The organism is Streptomyces sp. NPDC057249, from assembly GCF_042669245.1.
Taxonomy (GTDB): domain Bacteria; phylum Actinomycetota; class Actinomycetes; order Streptomycetales; family Streptomycetaceae; genus Streptomyces.
In genome coordinates this window covers 299,755-317,702 of sequence record NZ_JBHUXS010000003.1, presented here as the reverse complement: position 1 = coordinate 317,702, position 17,948 = coordinate 299,755, and the positions used below count along the sequence as shown (strand labels likewise).

The following is a 17,948-nucleotide window of genomic DNA, read 5'->3' as shown; positions in this document are numbered from 1 at the left end:
TGCCCCACTCCGCGCCCCTCCGATCACCCGGACCTCCTCATGTTCACCAGCCCCTTCCGCCGTGCCGGGCGACTCCCGGACCGCCCCGCCGGACCCGCCGCCGCGCTCCACGGGCGTGACCTGGTCCTGCGCTACGGCGGCGAGCCGGTCGTCCGCGGCGTCTCGGTCACCCTGGAGCCCGGCCGCGCGACCGCCCTGGTGGGGCCGAACGGCAGCGGCAAGTCCACGCTGCTGCGCGCGCTCTCCCGGCTGCACCGGGTGGACGGCGGCCGGGTCACCCTCGGCGCCCCCGACGGGACGGCCGAGCGGGACGCGGCCCTGCTCAGCCCCCGCGGCTTCGCCCGCGAGGTCACCCTGTTCTCCCAGTCGCGGCCCGCGCCCCAGGGGCTGACAGTCGCGGAGGTCGTGGCGTTCGGGCGCCACCCCCACCGGCGCGGCTTCGCCGGACCGGCCCCCGAGGACGGGGCCGCCGTCGACCGCGCCATGGGCGTCACCGGCGTACGGGACATGGCGGACCGGCAGGTCGGCGAGCTGTCCGGCGGGGAGATGCAGCGCGTCTGGCTCGCGGCCTGCCTCGCCCAGGACACCGGCGTCGTGCTGCTGGACGAACCGACCAACCACCTGGACCTGCGCTACCAGTTCGAGACGCTCGACCTGGTGCGGGACCTGGTCGAGCAGCACGGCCTGGCCGTCGGCATCGTGCTCCACGACCTCGACCAGGCGGCCCGGATCGCGGACACGCTGGTCCTCATGCACGCCGGCCGTATCCACGCGGCGGGCGCCCCCGCCGACGTGCTCACCGCCGAGAACATCGGCCTGGTCTACGACATCCGCGTCGACGTCGCCCTCGACCCGCGTACGGGCCGGCTGCGCATCGACCCTCTCGGGCGCCACCTCTCCTGACGACACCGCCGCCCCTTCCCGGAGCCGCCCTGCCGCGCTCCGGCGCACCCTTCGAGCATTCGAGAAAGAGGACCCCTCCATGAACCGCGCCAGCCGCCTCACGGCCGCAGCCACGACCGGGCTCGCCCTGTTCGCCCTCACGTCGTGCGGCACGACCGACGCCGACGACGTCACGGCCAAGAGCAGCGCCAAGGCCGCCCCCGCGTCCAAGAGCTGCGCCGACGACACCACCACCACATCGACCGGGCCGGTCTCCCTCACCGACGGCGTCGGCCGGCAGGTCAAGCTCGACAAGCCCGCCGAACGCATCGCGGTCCTGGAGTGGCAGCAGGTCGAGGACGCGCTGACCCTGTGCGTCACCCCCGCCGCCGTCTCCGACGCGAAGGGCTACCGCACCTGGGTCAGCGCGGAGAAGCTGCCCGGCGGGGTGACCGACATCGGCACCCGTGAGGAGCCCGACCTCGACACCCTGTACGCGGCCAAGCCGGACCTCATCGTCGTGGAGGCGTTCGACGCCAAGGACGAGATGATCAAGAAGCTGGAGAAGCGGGGCGTCCCCGTGCTGGCCACGCGCGGCGCGAACCCGAAGGACCCGATCGGGAACATGCGCCAGGTCTTCAGCATGATCGGCGAGGCCACGGGCCGCACCGAGCGCGCCGACCAGGTCCTCAAGGAGTTCGACGCCCACCTCGCGAAGGCGAAGCAGCAGGTCACCGACGCCGACCTGCCCACGAAGGACTTCGTCTTCTTCGACGGCTGGCTGGAGGGCAACAACCTCACCGTCCGCCCCTACAGCGACGGCGCCCTCTTCACCGAGCTGGGCAAGGAACTCGGCCTGAAGCCCGCCTGGACCAGCAGCGTCAACAAGGAGCACGGCGACGGAGGCGTCGACCCCGCCTACGGCCTCGCGCAGACGGACGTCGAGGGACTCGTCGCGGTGGGCGACGCCAACCTCTTCTACGCCAACGACGAGGGCGCCGGCGGTTACGTCGCCGCGCTGCAGAAGAACCCGATCTGGAAGAAGCTCCCGGCCGTCGAGGAGGGCCGCGCTCACGCGTTCCCGGCCCGCGTCTGGGGCGCCGGCGGTCCCCGCTCCAACGAGCAGGCGATCGACGCCTACGTCGACGTACTCGACAAGAAGTGAGCGCCGTACGCACAGCGGGGGCCCCGCCGCGTCCACCCCGGGAACGCGGCGGGGCCCCCGCCGGGGCGGCCGTCCTGGCGGTCCTCCTCGCCGCGACCGTCCTGGTGGGCCTCTGGCACCTGACCCAGGGCACGTCGGGCGTCGGCGTCGGCGACCTGGTGCGCCACCTCGCCGGGCAGAAGGACAGCGCCGACGGCGCGCCGGTCGGCGAGATCCTCACCGGCTCCCGCCTGCCGCGCCTGTTCGCGGGCGTGGCGGTGGGCTTCGCCCTCGGCTGCGCCGGCACACTGCTCCAGTCCGTCACCCACAACGCGCTGGCCTCGCCCGACACCCTCGCCGTCTCGGCCGGGTCCTACTTCGCCGTCTCACTCGTCGCCGCCTTCGGCCTCGCCGTACCGCTGTGGGCCTCGGGCGTCGTCGCCTTCGCCGGCGGCCTGGCCGCGGCGGCGCTCGTCCTGCTCCTCGCGGGCCGCGCGGCGGGCACCACGGGCACCCGACTCATCCTCGCCGGATCGGCGATGGCGATGGCCCTGGACTCCGCGACCGGGATGTTCCTCATCCTGTTCAAGCAGAACACCACCGGCCTCTACGCCTGGGGCAGTGGCTCGCTCTCGCAGCTCAACATCGACGCGTCGCTGCGCGCCGTCCCCCTCGTCGTCCTGGTGCTCTGCGCCGCCCTCGCCCTGTCCCGGCGGCTGGACGTGATGAACCTGGGCGACGACACCGCGGCCACCCTCGGCGTGCCAATCCGCAGCACCCGGGTCCTCGCCGTGGTCTGCGCGGTCCTCCTGACCGCCATCTCGGTGACCCTCGCGGGTCCGATGGCGTTCGTCGGCCTCGGCGCCCCCGTCCTGGCCCGCCTGATCGCCGGGCGGGTCCACGCGCTGCGCCGGCACCTGTTCCTGATCCCCGCGGCCGGCCTGCTCGGCGCGCTGCTCATCCTGCTCGCGGACGCGGTCCTGCGCGCCGTGCAGGGGGCGGACGGGGCGGCCTCCATCCCCACCGGAGTGCCGACCGCGCTGCTCGGCTCCGTCGTGATCGTGGTCCTCGCGCTGCGGCTGCGGGACACGGGCCGCGTCCAGCAGCCGCCACGGGCCCGGGTCGCCGCACGGTCCCGGCGCGCCCACCTCCTCGTCGTGACCGGCGCGGCGGTCCTGCTCGCCGTGGCCGCCCTCGTCGGGACCCTGGCGGGAAGCCTCTGGCTGAAGACCGGGGACCTCGCCCTCTGGGTCCAGGGCACCGCCCCCGACCTCATCGGAGCGGCCCTCGACGACCGGGTGCCCCGGGTCACCGCCGCCGTCCTCGCCGGCATGGCGCTCGGACTCGCCGGATGCGTGGTGCAGGGCACCGTACGCAACCCGCTCGCGGAGCCGGGCATCCTGGGCATCACGGCGGGCGCCGGGCTGGGCGCCGCGGGCGTCGTCACCTCCGGGCTCGGCGGCGGACGGACGGTGCTCGTCGCGGTCGCCGTCGCGGCCGGGCTCGCCACCTTCGCGGTCATCGCCCTGCTGGCCTGGCGCGGGGGCTTCCTGCCCGACCGGTTCGTCCTGATCGGCATCGGTGTGGGGTACGGCCTCAGCGCCGTGACCACCTTCCTCCTGCTGCGCGCCGACCCGTACAACACGCCCCGCATCTTCACCTGGCTCTCCGGCACGACCTACGGCCGTACGTTCTCCGACACCGTCCCGGTCGCCGTGGCCCTGGCGCTCGCGCTTCCCGTACTGCTGTCCATGCGCGAGCGGCTCGACCTGCTCGCCGTCGACGAGGACACCCCGCGCATCGTCGGCGTCAGGGTGGAGCGCACCCGGTTCGCCGCGCTGGCGGTCGCCGCCGTGCTCGCCGCGCTCAGCGTGCTCGCCGTCGGTGTCGTCGGCTTCGTGGGCCTCGTCGCCCCGCACCTCGCCCGGTCCCTGGTGGGCGCCCGGCAGGCCCGGGCAATCCCGGTCGCGATGCTGCTCGGCGGGGCGCTGGTGTGCGTGGCGGACGCGCTCGGCCGCACCGTCGCGGCGCCTTCCCAGGTGCCGGCGGGGCTGATGATCGCACTGGTGGGCGCGCCGTACTTCGTGTGGGTGCTGAGGCAGTCCCGCGCGTGACTTTCTCTGGAGCAATCGAATGACGTCCTCCCGGCAAGAAGGCCCCGTGCCGTCCGTGAACAGCACCGTCGTGCCGTACGAGCCCGGCACCGCACCGGCCCCGCCGGTGTCCCCGGAGGTGGCGGAGCGCTGGGGCGCGGTCGACCGCTCCGCCCACGCCCCGCACCTCGTGGCCGTCCGCGGCGACGGCGAGGACCGGGCGGGCGCCGCGCTCGTGACCGCCCGCCCGGGCACGGCGTATCTGAAGATCGTCGATGCCGTGGGCGACGTACCCGCCGTCATCGAGGCCGTCGCCGCCCACGCGCGCGACCGGGGCCTCATCCAGCTGAAGTGGGAGGGGTGGACGGTCACGCCGGAGGAGGCCGCCGCCGCGGGCTTCGCGCCCCTGGACCCGCCGCTGTCGCAGTCGGAGGGCGCGAACGGGCCGGCCACCGGGTACGTCCGCTGGCTGAACGACGACGCGGTGACCGCGCCCCCGTACTACGGGCAGACCACCCACTTCAGCTGCGGCGCCGTCACCGCCCTCGTCGCGCAGGTGCACGCGGGCGTGCTGCCCCGCGAGGCGCTGGACCGCCGGGCGGAGCTGACGCTGTGGCGGGACGCGACCAACTTCATGGCCTGCGAGCCCGTCGGCCTGGGCGTGGCCCTGCGCCGGGCACGGCCGTCGTCCGCGCTGACGGTCCACCTGGACACGGACCGGCCGGTCATGCTCGACCACCTCGCCCCGGCCGACCAGGAGTGGCGCGCGCTGCTCCAGCGGGTGTCCCGTACGGAGGCCGAGCGCATCGGCGTCCCGGTCGACCCCGGCCACCTCGCCCTGAGCGCGGTCCGGGAGGCGATCGGGCGGCGGGAGCACGTACTCCTGCTGCTCTCGCTCGCCGCGATGCAGGGGTTCGAGGTGCCGCACTGGGTCCTCTGCCACGGCGTCGTGCCCGGTGCCGTGGTGATCGACGACCCCTGGGCCAACGGCGCGACCGGGGACACCTGGGTCGACGCCCACCTGCTGCCGGTGCCGGACGCGTCGCTGGACGCGATGTCGACCATGGCGCCGGGGGGCTACCGCGGTGCCGTGACCCTGCGCACCGCCCACGAGTAATCCGGTGCGCCCGGCACGGGGCCACCCGTACGCTGGGCCCCTTTCGAACCCGAGGAGAAGCGGCAGTGATGGAGATCCGCCCCACGACCGACGAGGACTTCGAGGTCTTCGTCGCGACCGTCCACACGGCCTTCGGGCAGTTCCCGGAGACCCCGGTCGCGGACGGCGGACGCTGGTGGTCGGCGCTGGAGATGGACCGCGGCCTGCTCGCCGTGGCCCCGGACGGGAAGCCGGTGGGCACCGCCGCCGCGTACTCCTTCGAGCTCACCCTGCCCGGCGGGAGGCCCGTCCCGGCCGCCGGAGTGACCGCCGTCGGCGTCGTGCCCTCGCACCGGCGGCGCGGCGTGCTCGGCGCGATGATGCGCCACCAACTCGCCGAGGTGCGGGGACGGGGCGAGTTCCTGTCGGTGCTGCTGGCCTCGGAGGCCGGGATCTACGGCCGGTTCGGGTACGGCCCCGCGACGTCCACGGCACGGCTGACGGTGCCGCGGCACCGGGCGGAATGGGCGGAGCCGCGCGGTGAAGCGGCCGCGGACGGCCCCGGTTCCGTCGAGGTCCTGCGGCGGGCCGACTGCGGGGAGATCCTCGAAGCGGTCTACGACCGCTACCGCCGCGCGCAGCCCGGCGCGCTGTCCCGGCCGCACCGCTGGTGGGACCTGGGCGCGGGCCAGCCGCCGGTCTCCCGGGCACCCCGCTACGTGGCGGTGCACCGGGACGCGGACGGCGTCGCCGACGGGTACGCCAGCTACTCGACCGAGTCCGGCACCCTGACGGTGGACGAGACCGTCGCCCTCAACGACGCGGCCTTCACCGCCCTCGCCCGGTACGCCCTCGGCCACGACCTGGTCACCCAGGTCGTCTTCCGCCACCTCCCGCCCGAGCACCCGCTGCGCTGGCAGCTCGCGGACCTCCGGGCCGGCGAGGTCGCCGGCCTCACCGACTGGCTCTGGGTGCGCCTCCTCGACGTACCGCGTGCGCTGACGGCGCGCGGCTGGTCCACGGACGGGGAGCTGGTGCTGGACGTGGACGACCCGTTCCTGGGCGAGCACGGCCGCCACCTGCTGACCGTCCGGGACGGCAGGGCGGAGTGCGTGCCCACGGACCGCCGGCCCGACCTGTCGCTGGACATCCGGGACCTGGCTGCGGTCTACCTCGGCGGCACCCGCCCGAGCACGCTCGTACGGGCCGGCCACATCCGCGCGCACGACCCGGCCGCCGCCGCCCGCGCGGACGCGCTGTTCGGCAGCGACCTCGCCCCGCACTGCCTGCACTGGTTCTGACCAAGGAGAGCTACGCGCCGCGGTCCCTGTACCGTGATACGCGCACGTGGACGACGGCGCGCCCGAGCTGCCGTCGCGGCCGACCCCACCCTTCTTGATCCTGAGCGGACGTTTGTGGCATGAGTACTAGTATCGGAATCGTCGGACTGCCGAATGTCGGCAAGTCGACCCTGTTCAACGCCCTGACCAAGAACGACGTGCTGGCGGCCAACTACCCGTTCGCCACGATCGAGCCGAACGTCGGCGTGGTCGGCGTCCCGGACCACCGTCTGGACGGCCTGGCGAAGATCTTCGGTTCGCAGAAGATCCTGCCGGCGACGGTGGACTTCGTGGACATCGCGGGGATCGTGCGGGGCGCGAGCGAGGGCGAGGGCCTGGGCAACAAGTTCCTCGCGAACATCCGCGAGTCGGACGCGATCTGCCAGGTCATCCGCGCGTTCAAGGACGAGAACGTCGTCCACGTCGACGGCAAGGTCTCGCCCAAGGACGACATCGAGACGATCAACACCGAGCTGATCCTCGCGGACCTCCAGTCGGTCGAGAAGGCGATCCCGCGCCTCCAGAAGGAGTCCCGCCTCCAGAAGGAGAAGGTCGCGGTGCTGGCGGCGGTCGAGGAGGCGCAGAAGATCCTCGAAGCCGGCGACACCCTCTTCCACGCGGGCATCACGGCCTCCACCGAGAAGGGCCGCCTCCTCCACGAGCTCCACCTCCTCACCACCAAGCCCTTCATCTACGTGTTCAACGTGGACGAGGACGAGCTGGTGGACGAGGACTTCAAGAACGAACAGCGCGCCCTGGTCGCCCCCGCCGAGGCGATCTTCCTGAACGCCAAGATCGAGTCCGAGCTGATCGAGCTGGACGACGACGAGGCCCTGGAACTCCTCCAGTCCATGGGCCAGGAAGAGCCCGGCCTCGCCACCCTCGGCCGCGTCGGCTTCGACACCCTGGGCCTCCAGACGTACCTGACGGCCGGCCCGAAGGAAACCCGCGCCTGGACCATCAAGAAGGGCGCCACGGCCCCCGAGGCGGCCGGTGTCATCCACACCGACTTCCAGAAGGGCTTCATCAAGGCGGAGATCATCTCCTTCGACGACCTGATGGAAACCGGCTCGGTCACCGAAGCCCGCGCAGCGGGCAAGGCCCGCATGGAGGGCAAGGACTACGTGATGCAGGACGGGGACGTGGTGGAGTTCCGCTTCAACGTGTAGTGGGGGACTTACCACCACGTCGCCGATCTGGCAGACATGCAGGTCGGAAGGGTTCCGACTCTTCGGAGTCGGAACCCTTGCTTTTCCCGTGCTGGGATGGTGCTGAGATGCAAGGTCACGCTCAACGCGCTCGACCTATTCCGCAAGGACGTCTCCAGCTACGGCTGCCGCCGCCTCGCCCCGCTGATCGGCACGGTTGTGGTGACCGTGGTCACGGCCCTCGCGATGACGCCGCCGAGCCTGCCGGCCCGCCCTCCTCAGTAGCCGATCGTGAACCGGCGCTGGACGAACCGCGGCAGCTCGGCCTCGTCCACCAGCGCGACGGCGGCGTCCTCCACTGAGATGCGGCTGCGCCCGTCCGCGTCGAGCACCGGCTGGTCGCCGCCGAGGCGGAACCTGCCCGTGCGCCGCCCAGGGGCGATGTCCTCCGCAGGACTGAAGTACGTCCACAACCGGTTGGACGTGCGCAGCACGTTCAGCGCGTCCCGGTGGCCGCGCACCGCCGCCGCGTAGGACCTGGGCAGCCCGAGTCGGTCGAGGCTCTCGTGCAGGTGCTCGTCGGAGTCGGCGTGGACGAGGCCGGGCTCGACCTCAAGGCTGCCGGCCCCGCCGATCACGATCAACCGGGTGCGGGGGTGGCTCTCCAGAGCCTTCAGCAACGCCCGCGCGGCGGTAGCGAAGACCGACGGGTCGGCGACCGAACGCTCCACGGTGTCGTCGAAATCGGCGGCGGCGTTGCCGGGCTGGTATCCGCTGATCAGTACGTCCATTCCGGGCAGGACCGCGGCGATGCCCTCGGCGTCGAACACGTCGAGGCTCTGCCATGTGACGCCCGCCCGCTCCTCGCGGATCCGCGAGGCATCACGGGTGAACGCCGTGACTTGGTGCCCCCGTTCGATCGCCTCGGTGACGACCCGGTTGCCGATGGTCCCGCTCGCTCCGATGACTCCGATGTGCATGACTCTCCCCTTCGTCGTGACAGCGGCGACGCCACGCGAAATCGTGACGCCGTGTGGAAACTATACGGCGTGAAGTTCTAATACGCTGCTCAGTGCCGAGACGCGGTACGGTAGCGGCTGTGGAGCGCGTGACGATGGGACGTACGAAGGGGCGCCGCGAGCGCCTGCGCGCCGAGACGGCGGCGGAAATCAAGAAAGTCGCCCTCGAACTGATGACCTCCGGCGGGCCCGACGCCATCACCCTGCGGGCCATCGCCCGCGACATGGGCATGACCGCGAACGCCATCTACGGCTACTTTGCCACGCGCGACGACCTGGTCACCGTGCTCATCGACGACGTCTACACCTCACTGGCCGCCGCCGTGGACACCGCCTGGGGATCGACCCCCGCCAAGGACCCGGCCGATCGGATCCAGGCATGGGCGCACGCCTTCCGCGACTGGGCCCTGGCCAACCCCGAGGGTTTCCGCCTGATTTACGGCGACCCCGTCCCCGGCTACCGGGCACCGGACGGCGGCGCCGCGCCGGAGGCCGCGCGCCGGGTCTGCGCCGGGCTCGCCGGACTGGCGGACGCCGCCTGGCCGCACGCCCAACACCTCTACGCAGGCAGTGAGTTCGACTGGTCCGACTTCGACGCCGGCCTGCTCGGCAAGGTCCGCCCGGCCTTCCCGGACCTCCCGCCCGCCGCCGTGGCCCTCGCCCTGCGTATCTGGGGGCATCTGCACGGCCTGGTGTCGCTGGAGGTCTACGGCCATCTGCGCACCCAGACCGTCAGCCCGGACAAGCTGTTCCGCGAGGAACTGGCCTTTCTTACGCGGTCGTTGGGCCTCACGACGGGCCGCTAGTTGGTCCCTGGAAGGACGGGGTCGCTGTAGCAGCAGTCGAGGGTCATGGCGATGCTCCGAGCGCGGCATCGTGAGGGCGGGCACCCGGAGAGGCGCTGCCCGTACGCCTTCGAGATCTGGGCGAGGCGTTCGAACTGCGAGCTGAACGATCCGGCTGGCGGTCGATCCCCGGGGCCGTGCTCCCGCCTCTGGTCAATGCGCCCTCGACGCCCTCCAGTAATGTGATGTCAACGTCTGAGCGGATGACACGTCGCCGTGTCGCCGATGTGCCGAGCGTGCGGTTCAGAAGGGGTCGACTCCGTAGGGGGCGGCCCCTTCGTCGGTGCCGGGGCTGCGCCGGGAGTGCGGGCGTGGGATTCAGCAGGGCTCAGGTGTCGTAAACGGTGGAGCGGTGTCCGATGTGGACGACCCACACCACGACCTCTCCGTTGTCGATGGTGTACACGACCCGGTAGTCGCCCACGCGTAGGCGGCGGCGGTCCGGCTGTGAGACGAGCGCGGTGGTGTTGAAGCCCAGGGGGTCGCTCTCCAGTTCGGTCAGCTTCGCCAGGATGCGCAGGGCTGTGCCGCGAGGGATTTTTCGGAGCTCGGCCTGCGCCTCGGGGCGGAAGACGGTTCGGTACTTACTCACCGCGTTCCAGCGTCTCCCTCATGAGGTCCTCGATCGGGATGCCTGGTGCGGGGTTGGCCATACGCTCGTCGATGATCCGGTTGATCTCGCGCTCTTCCCACTCCTGGTACTTGCGCAGCACCTCGATGGAGACGACAGCAGCGACCTGCTTGCCCCGTCGAGTGATCACGGTGGGCACGTCATCTCGATCGGCGCGCTCCACGACCTCGGCCAGGTGCGCACGTACGTCGCGGATGGACTCTATGGGCAGTGGCTGCGTCATGCGCCCAAGCGTACCGAGTGTGCCAGGTGTACACCATCTGCTCCGGGCAGCGGGTGGTGCAGTCATAAGGGGGTCGGGCTTCGGCGAGTCCGACCCGTTCCGTGTTCTCGTGCCGGGGTGGTGCTGAGTTCAGTTGCCCCGTGGCGGTGTGAGCTTGTCGAGGTCCAGGTTGATCGCGAACGGCACCGGGCGCTGGAGGGTGCCCCGGAAGATGCCGGCGGGTGCGTAGGCGCCGGTCGGTTCGTCGAGTTCGTAGGCGTGGACGACAGGCGCGCCGTCCTCGTCCTCGACGCACCAGTAGTGCGGGATGCCGGCCTCCGCGTACTTGCGGAGTTTCACTGTGCGGTCGCGATGGGCGGACTCGGGGGATACGGCCTCCACGACGAGTTTCACGTCCTCGGGGGCGTACCAGGTGCGGTCCGGGTCATAGGCCAGGTCCGTCAGCAGGAGGTCCGGCTCCGGGCGGTTGCGGGCGTCGAGGCGGATCGTCATCTCCCGTTCGACCTCGAAGCCGGCCGGGGCCTGCGCCATGAGTGCGGTGGTCAGGGCGGTGACGAGGCGGCCGTGCCAGGATCGCTGGGGCGACATCATGAAGACGAGGGCTCCGTCGATCAACTCGGTGTGGCGGGGCGCCTCGGGGAGGCGGTCGAGATCCTCCGCGAACCAGCCTTCCGCGCGTGGCGGGCGCATCCAGTCGGGCAGTGAGGTCATGGGTCAACCCTAGCGATCGAGGCCGTCAGGGGGGCGACGGACGCCCGCGCCACCGCACGGTGCCGGGGGCAACGGTCACTCCATCCCATCGGGGCCAGGTCGGTGGGCTTCCGGCATCGGTGCGAACGGGGCGTCCTCCTCGCCGGGGACGTAAGGAAGGAAGCCGTCCCGGACCGTGCGCGAGGCCGTGGTGAGCAGGCGGTCCAGAGCCTCCCCCTCCGTGACCGGGGCCAGGCGGAGGGCCGCGAGGAGGCGGTCGCGGACGGCGGGGTGGTCCGGGTGGTCGGCCAGGTAGTCGGAGCTGAGGGCCGGCGGGCGGAGGCCGTCCAGGGCGTCGTGCCAGGTGGGGAGGGTGATGGCCAGGGTCAGGGCCTCGGCGAGGGACTCCGCGATCAGGGAGGCGCGGCCCTCGGAGTCGGTGTAGAGGACAGGGCGCTGGCCGCCCGGGGCGGCCGGGCCGCAGAGGTAGTGGGTGCCGCCCGCGTTGCAGCCGGCGACCGGCTCCACCGGGAGGCCGTTGGGCAGCGCGATCCGTTCGATCGGGTCCGTCCGGGCGAGGTCGAACTCGCCGTCGCAGGCCAGATACGCGGCGGTCTCGGGGTGCTCGGCGATCCTGTGGAGCAGGGCCTCGTCCGAGAAGGCGTCCGGGTTGAGGGCTGCCGCGACCGCCGGGGTGAGGGGGCGTCCCGCCAGGACGTGCTGAATGGCTTCCAGGGGCACCGGGCGTTCGTAATAGTCCGCGAAGTACGCCTGGACGGCCTCGGGGGAGCGGTCGGTGAGGAGGCCGAAGAGGAAGCCGGAGCCGTCCGGGTCCTCGTTGTCCGCCGGGAAGTCGATGGATGTGCCGGTGTGCCAGAGGGGGGCGCCGGTCTCCCGCCACAGGCACGCGGTGACGCGGGGGAAGTCGAAGCCCTCGTCGCGGAAGGCCGGTTCGTGCAGGATCGGGCTCAGTGACGCGGGCACGTCGTCGATGACACCGGGCCAGACGTCCTCGTTCACGTACGGGCTCATCGCCGATTCGTGGTCGAAGCCGCGTATGAGTACGCCGGCCGGGGTGAAGCTGACGGAGAAGTCGTCGCCCGAGCCGTTGTCCATCAGGGCCACCTCCTCCCCGGGGCCCCACGCCGTATCGAAGGTGTAGCAGACGAACAGTGGGTCGTCGCCGATCGTGGCGTCCAGGACCGCCAATGCCCTCATGTGGGCGCGGAGTTCCTCGGGGTCGGGGAGGAGGGCTGCGGTGTCGCGCGCGGTGCTCATGGAGGTATGGAAGCAGTGGGCACTGACAATCCGCCGACCGTTGCGGGCGGGCCCCCTCAGCCCCGTCCTCCCGCCCCCCGCAGGAACGTCTCCACCACCCGTGCCGCCAGTGCGTCCGGGTCCGTGACCGGGTCGTTCGGGTTGCCGTGCAGGGTCTCGCCCAGCAGGGCGTAGTAGACGCGTTGGAGCCAGGGGAGATCGGACGTGGGGGCGATGAGGTGGGCTTCGCGGGCTCGGGACAGGACCGTGAGGCAGTGTTCGGTCATCGTTTCGTGGAGCGCCGCCGCCTCCGTGCCGGGGGTGGCCGGCAGGCTCAGGGCGAACGTCCAGGCGCCCTTGACCTCCAGGACGTTGGCGGTGATGCGGTGCAGGGCCACCAGGGGCGGGGCGGTGGTGGGGCGGCCGTCCTCCACGGCCCGGGCGAGCTGGCGGGCCGCCGAGAGGGCCAGGGCGTCGGTCAGGGCCTGGCGGTGCGCGAAGCGGCGGTGGATCGTCGTGCGGGACACGCCCGCCTCGGCCGCGATCTGCTCCATCGAGGCGCCGGGGTCCTTGGAGAGCAGGCGTTCCGCCGCTTCCAGGATCAGGCGCACGCTGCGCTCCGCGTCCGCCCGCAGCGGTCGTGCCGCCGTCTCGCCGCCCATGGCGTTCCCCTCGTTCACCCTGCTGCTTCAGCCGCATGAAATGTAACACCCGTGCGCCATCTCTGGGGTAAGTGGCACGCCGGTGTTGCAGATCGTTCGGGAACGGGTACTCTCTTGTTGCGGATGATCAGTCCGTCGAAGCCCCGTCAAGGAGACCTGCCATGCCTGCAACCGCTCTCGTCACCGGTGCTTCCTCCGGGCTCGGCGCGGAGTTCGCCGCTCAGCTCGCCGCCCGTGGGCACGACCTCGTCCTGGTCGCACGCTCGGAGGACCGGCTCACCGCCCTCGCCGCGCGGCTGGAGGGCGAGCACGGCATACGCGCCCACGTCCTCGTCCAGGACCTCGCCGGCCCCGGCGCCGCCCGTGCCGTGGCGGACCGGCTCGACGCGCTCGGCCTGCGGATCGGGCTGCTGGTCAACAACGCGGGGTTCGGGACCTGCGGCCGGTTCGAGGACATCGACGCCGAGCGCGACCACGACCAGCTGATGGTCAATGTCGTCGCGCTCGTCGGCCTCACGCACGCCCTGCTCCCCGGCATGCTGGAGCGCGGCACCGGCGCCGTCGTCAACGTCGCCTCCACCGCGGCCTTCCAGCCCGCCCCGTACTTCGCTGTCTACGGCTCCGCCAAGGCGTTCGTGCTGAACTTCGGGCTCTCCCTGCGGCAGGAGTGCCGAGGGCGCGGGGTGCGTGTGCTGACCCTGTGCCCCGGGCCCGTTGACACCCCGTTCTTCGAGGCCATCGGGACCCGCGAGGCGGCCGTCAACGGGTCGATGAGCACGCCGGAGCCGGTCGTGCGTGCCGCGCTGGCCGCCCTCGACCGGGATCGCGCCTACGTCACCCCGGGGTTCGGCAACTCCCTGTCGGCGCACCTGCTGCCGCGCCGGCCGCGCGCCTTGGTCGCGGCGATCGCCGAGCGCGTCACGCGCAAGGTCCTCGCCTCCGCGGGCGGCGCGCGGACCGAGTCGTACGCGGCATGAGCCCTGTCTCACACGTACCTCTCCGCGGGGCCGGGGCCCCGCGGAGAGGCGTGCGTCAGCAGGTGCCCAGGTCCTCCCAGACCCCCCACTCGCCGGTCGTGCCGGGCTGGTCGCCCTGCACCCACCACTTGGCGCGCCAGGTGTGCCCGTTGTAGGAGACCGTGTCACCGCCGTTGTACACGCGGCCGGCGTCCCACGCCGAGGCGGTGCAGTCGCCCGGGTCCCCGCCGTCACCGTCACCGTCGCCGGGGGTGCCGCCCCCGCCGATCTGGAGGTCGATGCAGGCGTAGAACGCGTTGGCGGTGTCCGCGATGTTCCAGACGGCCAGCACCTTCTGGCGGCCGCTGTAGCCGCTGAGGTTCACGTGGTGGGTCTTGGTGGCGCCGGGCTGGGCGCCGTTGTCGTTGAACTCCGCGATCTTCGAGCCGCCGATGTAGTACTGCCAGGTGCTCGTGGCGTGGCGGGCCGTCAGCGTCCAGGAGAAGTCCGCGGATCTGCCGACCGGGGTGGCCTTCCAGCCCTTGCTGTCGTTGTCCAGCTCCGCGAACTGCGCGTTGCCTCCGCTGCAGCTCCTCAGGCCCTTGGGGCCCTCGACGCTCTGCGGCTCGTACTTGATCTGGCCGCAGTCGACCACGCCCGACGCGCACTGCGCCTGGCGGCTCGGCGGCGAGGAGACGTAACCGTGCGCACTGGCCGTGGTGGCCGGCAGGACCACCGCGAGCAGGGGGGCGACTCCCGCACCGAGCACGAGGGCCAGTTTTCGCTTCGCGTTCATGCCAACTCCTTCGCTGGGGACTGCCGTGGGGTGACGGCAGCGGTCGGACATGCCCGCACCGGGCAGCGGCCTTGTTCGGGGGGTGCCGGCGCGGTGGGGGCAGGGGTACGGCCGGTGGCGAGGGGGCGCCGCCCGCAGTCCCCACGCGCGCCGCCGGCCGCCCAGGGCGACCACGGCTCACCTTAGGTCTAGACCATACTCATGGGCGTGTACTCGTCAATAGGGCTTGCGAATGCAGCTCTTGAGCGGGCGTCAGATCGTCGGCCGGGTCAGGACGATCCGCGCGATCTCCACCCGGGACTTCGCCCCCAGCTTCCGGTAGGAGCGGGTGAGCGCCGCCTCCACGGTCTTCACGCTCAGCGTCAGGCCCGCCGCGATCTCCCGGTTCGTCGCTCCCTGCGCCACCCGCGTCACCACACTCCGTTCCGTCGAGCTCAGCCGCTCCGGCCACGACGGGCCGTCCAGGTGCGGCAGCGGCGCCTCCGCCGCCCGGTCCCGTTCCGCCCGCACCCCTGCCACCCAGGCCCGCGCCCCCGCTGCCGTGAACACGCGCAGCGCCAGCGTGAACGCGGCCCGGGCGGCTCCCTCGTCGCCGAGGCGCCGGCGCACCCGGCCCAGCGCCACCCGGGTACGGGCCTCCTCCAGGGCGTACCCCGCGCCCCGCAGCCGTGCCGCCGCCTCCTCGTACCCCACCGCCGCCGCCCCCAGGCCCCCGCGCTCCTCGCACACCGCCGCAGCCGCCCGGTCCAGGGCCGCGAGAACACCGGTGCGGCCGAGCCGGACCGCCTGGGCGCGGGCCCGCTCGACCACCGCCTCCGCCTCGTCCACCGCCCCGGAGCGCGCCAGCGCCTCCGCGAGGTCGGCGTGCCAGCGGCGGGCCGCCGGGTCGCCCTGGCCCTGCGCGCTCTCCAGCTCCGCCGTACGGCGCAGCAGGGCCGCCGCCCGCCCGAACTCGCCGCCGAACAGCCTGATCCGGCCCTCCGCGTGCAGCGCCCTGGGCAGGAAGAGCCGGTCGTCGTCGTCCTCGCTGTGGCGCCTCGCCTCCTCCGCCGCCGCCAGTGCCTGGCTCAGACTGCCGCCCGCGGTCTCGGCCAGCGCCACCGCGTACCAGGCGGGCCCCTGGCTCAGCCCCGCCCCCTCGGCGATCCGCAGGCTCTGCCGGGCCATCGACAGCGCCTGGCGGCAGCGTCCGCGCTGGATCTCCAGCTGGGCGAGACCGATCAGGCACTGGCTCAGGCAGTCCGCCGAACCCCGCCGGCGCAGCGTGTACACGAGCGTCCGCAGCTCCGCCCGCGCCTCGTCCAGCTGGTCGTGCGCCAGGTGGAAGCGGTGCTTCAGGTAGATCGGCCCGTTGTGGTGGCTCATCGCGTACGCGTCGTGCGGCGCGGCCAGGGCGGCGGCGAGCGTCGACTCCGCGTCCGGCCGCCCGAGGAACAGCTCCAGGGACGCCTGCTGGGCCAGCGCCAGTACCTCGGTGCGCCGGTCGCCCGCCCGCGCGGCGAGCCCGGCGGCGCGCGCGGCGTGATCGCGGGCCCGCTCCGCCGAACCGCCCACCATCCAGGCGTGCCAGCTCATCCGGTAGTGCAGCGGCGCCAGCAGCCCGGGGTCGTCGCCCGCGTCCCGCACCGCCGCCGGGAAGACGTCCGCGATCTCCGACATCGCCTGGCCCGAGGCGTCCACGACCACCGTCCAGGCGCGCACCCGGTCGGCGGGCCGGACCGCGTCGCCCAGCACCTCGTACGCCAGCTCCCGGGCGAAGTCGAGGTCACCGGCGTCCAGCGCGTCCTCGGCGGCGGCCAGCCGGCGGACCGTGCCGGTCTGCGCGGCGTCGTCCGGCGTGTGGCGGGCCGCGAGGCGTCCCAGCCGGGCCGCGGTGCCGGGCGCGCCCCGCCGCCTGGCCGCCGACGCCGCCTCCACCAGCCGGTCCGCGACCGCCGGGTCGGGGCCCGCCGTCAGCCGGGCGAGGTGGTGGGCCCGCTCCACCGGGTCGTCGGCCGCCCCGGCCAGGGCGCGGTGCGCCTCCATCCGCAGCGCGTACGGGGCCCGCGCCTCCAGCACCATCGGCGTGAGCGGGTCGGCGAAGCGCAGCGCGCCCCGGTCCGGCGGGGCCAGCAGCCCGTGCCGTACGCAGGTGTCGACGTCCGCCGCGGCCTGCCGGCAGCCCGCCCGGCGCAGCAGCTCCACCGTCGGACGGACCGCGGCGCCCGCGGTGAGCAGCAGCTGCCGGGCCCGCGCCGGCAGGGCCTCCACCCGGTCCAGGACGGGCCGGCTCAGCGTTGCGGGGACCGGCAGCGGCTCCCAGGCGTCGGGGAGCGGGACTCCGGCGGCGGTCGACTCGTGCAGCCCGGCGGCCAGCTCCAGAGCGGTGCGGGGGTTGCCGGACGCGGCCTCGTGCAGGCGGGCGACGAGCTGCCGGGGCCAGGCCGGCCCGCCGTGCAGGCCGTGCGCGTCGAGCACGTCCGCGGTCTCGCGCACCGACAGCGGCGGCAGCGGCAGCGTCCGTACCGGCTGCGGGCAGAGCCCGCGCGCGGCCGAGGCGTCCGGGCCGGTCTGCGGCGCGGTGCGCAGGGTGGCGAGCACGGCGTGGTGCGGACCCGTGCGCCGGGCCAGGAACAGCAGGACCCGGGCCGTCGGCTCGTCCAGCCACTGCACGTCGTCCACGACGAGGAGCAGCGGCCCCCCGGTGGCGAGCGCGGCGAGCACCTTGCGTACAGCGGCCCGCAGAACCAGCGCGTCCCGGCCGGCCGTGGGGTCGGTGCCGGCGGGCGGCGCCCCGCGCAGGAGGGCGCCGTCGAGGACGGACCGCTCATGGGCGCCCAGCGGGGCCAGGGCCTCGTCACCGGCCGGGCCCAGCAGGTCGATCAGCCCGAGGAACGGGCTGTCCCGGTCGGCCGGGGACGGGGAGCAGCGCAGCACCCGGTGGCCGCGCGCCGCCAGGCCGTCCGCGATCCGTGCCGCCGCCGTGCTCCTGCCGATGCCCTCCGGACCGGTGAGGAGGACGGAACCGCCGCCCTCCAGCTGGGCGCGGGCCGCCTCGCGCAGCGCGCCGCGGGTGCCGCCGGGGGCGGCGGAACGGTCGTGTCCGGTGCGGGTCATCGGGCCCCTTCGCGCGCAGCCTTGTACCCTCGCCGCCCGTGCGGCGGGGCCCGCCCATGACCGGCCCCGA

General features: G+C 73.4%; 17 protein-coding genes. 9 read left to right on the top strand and 8 right to left on the bottom strand.

Features of this window, described 5'->3' with window-relative positions; all coding sequences use genetic code 11:
- Positions 1–39 precede the first annotated feature (39 nt).
- The 7 genes from ACFUJY_RS07955 (at position 40) to ACFUJY_RS07925 (ending at position 7,988) form a co-directional block, all read left to right on the top strand.
- Positions 40–903 carry an ABC transporter ATP-binding protein gene (locus tag ACFUJY_RS07955; RefSeq protein WP_383296092.1) on the top strand — a complete coding sequence of 288 codons (864 nt, stop codon included), beginning with the start codon at positions 40–42 and terminating at the stop codon, positions 901–903.
- 79 nt (positions 904–982) lie between these two features.
- Positions 983–2,047: an iron-siderophore ABC transporter substrate-binding protein gene (locus ACFUJY_RS07950; protein ID WP_383296089.1), complete on the top strand. Its 1,065-nt coding sequence runs from the start codon at positions 983–985 to the stop codon at positions 2,045–2,047.
- Positions 2,044–4,140 (top strand): iron ABC transporter permease, encoded by a 2,097-nt coding sequence (locus ACFUJY_RS07945; protein ID WP_383296086.1) that lies wholly within the window; start codon positions 2,044–2,046, stop codon positions 4,138–4,140. The genes ACFUJY_RS07950 and ACFUJY_RS07945 overlap by 4 nt, the downstream gene beginning before the upstream one ends.
- A 19-nt stretch (positions 4,141–4,159) precedes the next feature.
- Entirely contained in the window at positions 4,160–5,236 is a 1,077-nt protein-coding gene (locus ACFUJY_RS07940) for a peptidase C39 family protein (protein WP_383296083.1), read from the top strand.
- A gap of 68 nt (positions 5,237–5,304) precedes the next feature.
- A complete protein-coding gene (locus ACFUJY_RS07935; RefSeq protein WP_383296080.1) occupies positions 5,305–6,516 on the top strand; it encodes a GNAT family N-acetyltransferase in 1,212 nt (403 codons plus the stop codon).
- Between the two features lie 119 nt (positions 6,517–6,635).
- Positions 6,636–7,724: a redox-regulated ATPase YchF gene (ychF, locus tag ACFUJY_RS07930; RefSeq protein ID WP_383296078.1), complete on the top strand. Its 1,089-nt coding sequence runs from the start codon at positions 6,636–6,638 to the stop codon at positions 7,722–7,724.
- A gap of 96 nt (positions 7,725–7,820) precedes the next feature.
- On the top strand, positions 7,821–7,988 hold the full coding sequence (locus ACFUJY_RS07925; RefSeq protein WP_383296075.1) for a hypothetical protein: 168 nt from the start codon (positions 7,821–7,823) through the stop codon (positions 7,986–7,988).
- Here ACFUJY_RS07925 and ACFUJY_RS07920 read toward each other — a convergent pair.
- Positions 7,982–8,683: an NAD(P)-dependent oxidoreductase gene (locus ACFUJY_RS07920; protein ID WP_383296072.1), complete on the bottom strand. Its 702-nt coding sequence runs from the start codon at positions 8,681–8,683 to the stop codon at positions 7,982–7,984. The genes ACFUJY_RS07925 and ACFUJY_RS07920 overlap by 7 nt on opposite strands.
- A 134-nt stretch (positions 8,684–8,817) precedes the next feature.
- On the opposite strand from ACFUJY_RS07920, the gene ACFUJY_RS07915 reads away from it, so the two are divergent.
- Positions 8,818–9,528, top strand: coding sequence for a TetR/AcrR family transcriptional regulator (locus ACFUJY_RS07915; protein ID WP_383296069.1), 711 nt, complete (start codon positions 8,818–8,820; stop codon positions 9,526–9,528).
- A 367-nt stretch (positions 9,529–9,895) separates the two neighbouring features.
- Here ACFUJY_RS07915 and ACFUJY_RS07910 read toward each other — a convergent pair whose 3' ends face one another.
- The 5 genes from ACFUJY_RS07910 to ACFUJY_RS07890 form a co-directional block, all read right to left on the bottom strand.
- Positions 9,896–10,159, bottom strand: coding sequence for a type II toxin-antitoxin system RelE/ParE family toxin (locus ACFUJY_RS07910; RefSeq protein WP_147970689.1), 264 nt, complete (start codon positions 10,157–10,159; stop codon positions 9,896–9,898).
- Positions 10,152–10,421, bottom strand: coding sequence for a type II toxin-antitoxin system Phd/YefM family antitoxin (locus ACFUJY_RS07905; RefSeq protein ID WP_383296066.1), 270 nt, complete (start codon positions 10,419–10,421; stop codon positions 10,152–10,154). Before ACFUJY_RS07905 ends, ACFUJY_RS07910 begins: the two co-directional genes overlap by 8 nt.
- A 129-nt stretch (positions 10,422–10,550) precedes the next feature.
- Entirely contained in the window at positions 10,551–11,132 is a 582-nt protein-coding gene (locus tag ACFUJY_RS07900) for a Uma2 family endonuclease (protein ID WP_383296063.1), read from the bottom strand.
- A gap of 75 nt (positions 11,133–11,207) precedes the next feature.
- Positions 11,208–12,389: a hypothetical protein gene (locus ACFUJY_RS07895; protein WP_383296060.1), complete on the bottom strand. Its 1,182-nt coding sequence runs from the start codon at positions 12,387–12,389 to the stop codon at positions 11,208–11,210.
- 56 nt (positions 12,390–12,445) lie between these two features.
- Positions 12,446–13,030 (bottom strand): TetR/AcrR family transcriptional regulator, encoded by a 585-nt coding sequence (locus ACFUJY_RS07890; protein WP_383296495.1) that lies wholly within the window; start codon positions 13,028–13,030, stop codon positions 12,446–12,448.
- Between the two features lie 161 nt (positions 13,031–13,191).
- Here ACFUJY_RS07890 and ACFUJY_RS07885 point away from each other — a divergent pair, with 161 nt between their 5' ends.
- Positions 13,192–14,007 (top strand): SDR family NAD(P)-dependent oxidoreductase, encoded by an 816-nt coding sequence (locus ACFUJY_RS07885; protein WP_383296056.1) that lies wholly within the window; start codon positions 13,192–13,194, stop codon positions 14,005–14,007.
- A gap of 55 nt (positions 14,008–14,062) precedes the next feature.
- Here ACFUJY_RS07885 and ACFUJY_RS07880 read toward each other — a convergent pair whose 3' ends face one another.
- Both ACFUJY_RS07880 and ACFUJY_RS07875 read right to left on the bottom strand, forming a co-directional pair.
- Positions 14,063–14,782 (bottom strand): lytic polysaccharide monooxygenase, encoded by a 720-nt coding sequence (locus tag ACFUJY_RS07880; RefSeq protein ID WP_383296053.1) that lies wholly within the window; start codon positions 14,780–14,782, stop codon positions 14,063–14,065.
- A 252-nt stretch (positions 14,783–15,034) separates the two neighbouring features.
- Complete coding sequence (locus ACFUJY_RS07875; RefSeq protein ID WP_383296050.1) at positions 15,035–17,878, bottom strand: AAA family ATPase; 2,844 nt, start codon at positions 17,876–17,878, stop codon at positions 15,035–15,037.
- Positions 17,879–17,948 lie beyond the last annotated feature (70 nt).

Coding starts and splice junctions, on each gene's coding strand:
- ACFUJY_RS07955 (WP_383296092.1), top strand. CDS start 40: ATGTTCACCAGCCCCTTCCGCCGTGCCGGGCGACTCCCGGACCGCCCC.
- ACFUJY_RS07950 (WP_383296089.1), top strand. CDS start 983: ATGAACCGCGCCAGCCGCCTCACGGCCGCAGCCACGACCGGGCTCGCC.
- ACFUJY_RS07940 (WP_383296083.1), top strand. CDS start 4,160: ATGACGTCCTCCCGGCAAGAAGGCCCCGTGCCGTCCGTGAACAGCACC.
- ACFUJY_RS07935 (WP_383296080.1), top strand. CDS start 5,305: ATGGAGATCCGCCCCACGACCGACGAGGACTTCGAGGTCTTCGTCGCG.
- ychF (WP_383296078.1), top strand. CDS start 6,636: ATGAGTACTAGTATCGGAATCGTCGGACTGCCGAATGTCGGCAAGTCG.
- ACFUJY_RS07925 (WP_383296075.1), top strand. CDS start 7,821: ATGGTGCTGAGATGCAAGGTCACGCTCAACGCGCTCGACCTATTCCGC.
- ACFUJY_RS07920 (WP_383296072.1), bottom strand. CDS start 8,683: ATGCACATCGGAGTCATCGGAGCGAGCGGGACCATCGGCAACCGGGTC.
- ACFUJY_RS07915 (WP_383296069.1), top strand. CDS start 8,818: ATGGGACGTACGAAGGGGCGCCGCGAGCGCCTGCGCGCCGAGACGGCG.
- ACFUJY_RS07905 (WP_383296066.1), bottom strand. CDS start 10,421: ATGACGCAGCCACTGCCCATAGAGTCCATCCGCGACGTACGTGCGCAC.
- ACFUJY_RS07900 (WP_383296063.1), bottom strand. CDS start 11,132: ATGACCTCACTGCCCGACTGGATGCGCCCGCCACGCGCGGAAGGCTGG.
- ACFUJY_RS07895 (WP_383296060.1), bottom strand. CDS start 12,389: ATGAGCACCGCGCGCGACACCGCAGCCCTCCTCCCCGACCCCGAGGAA.
- ACFUJY_RS07890 (WP_383296495.1), bottom strand. CDS start 13,030: ATGGGCGGCGAGACGGCGGCACGACCGCTGCGGGCGGACGCGGAGCGC.
- ACFUJY_RS07885 (WP_383296056.1), top strand. CDS start 13,192: ATGCCTGCAACCGCTCTCGTCACCGGTGCTTCCTCCGGGCTCGGCGCG.
- ACFUJY_RS07880 (WP_383296053.1), bottom strand. CDS start 14,782: ATGAACGCGAAGCGAAAACTGGCCCTCGTGCTCGGTGCGGGAGTCGCC.
- ACFUJY_RS07875 (WP_383296050.1), bottom strand. CDS start 17,878: ATGACCCGCACCGGACACGACCGTTCCGCCGCCCCCGGCGGCACCCGC.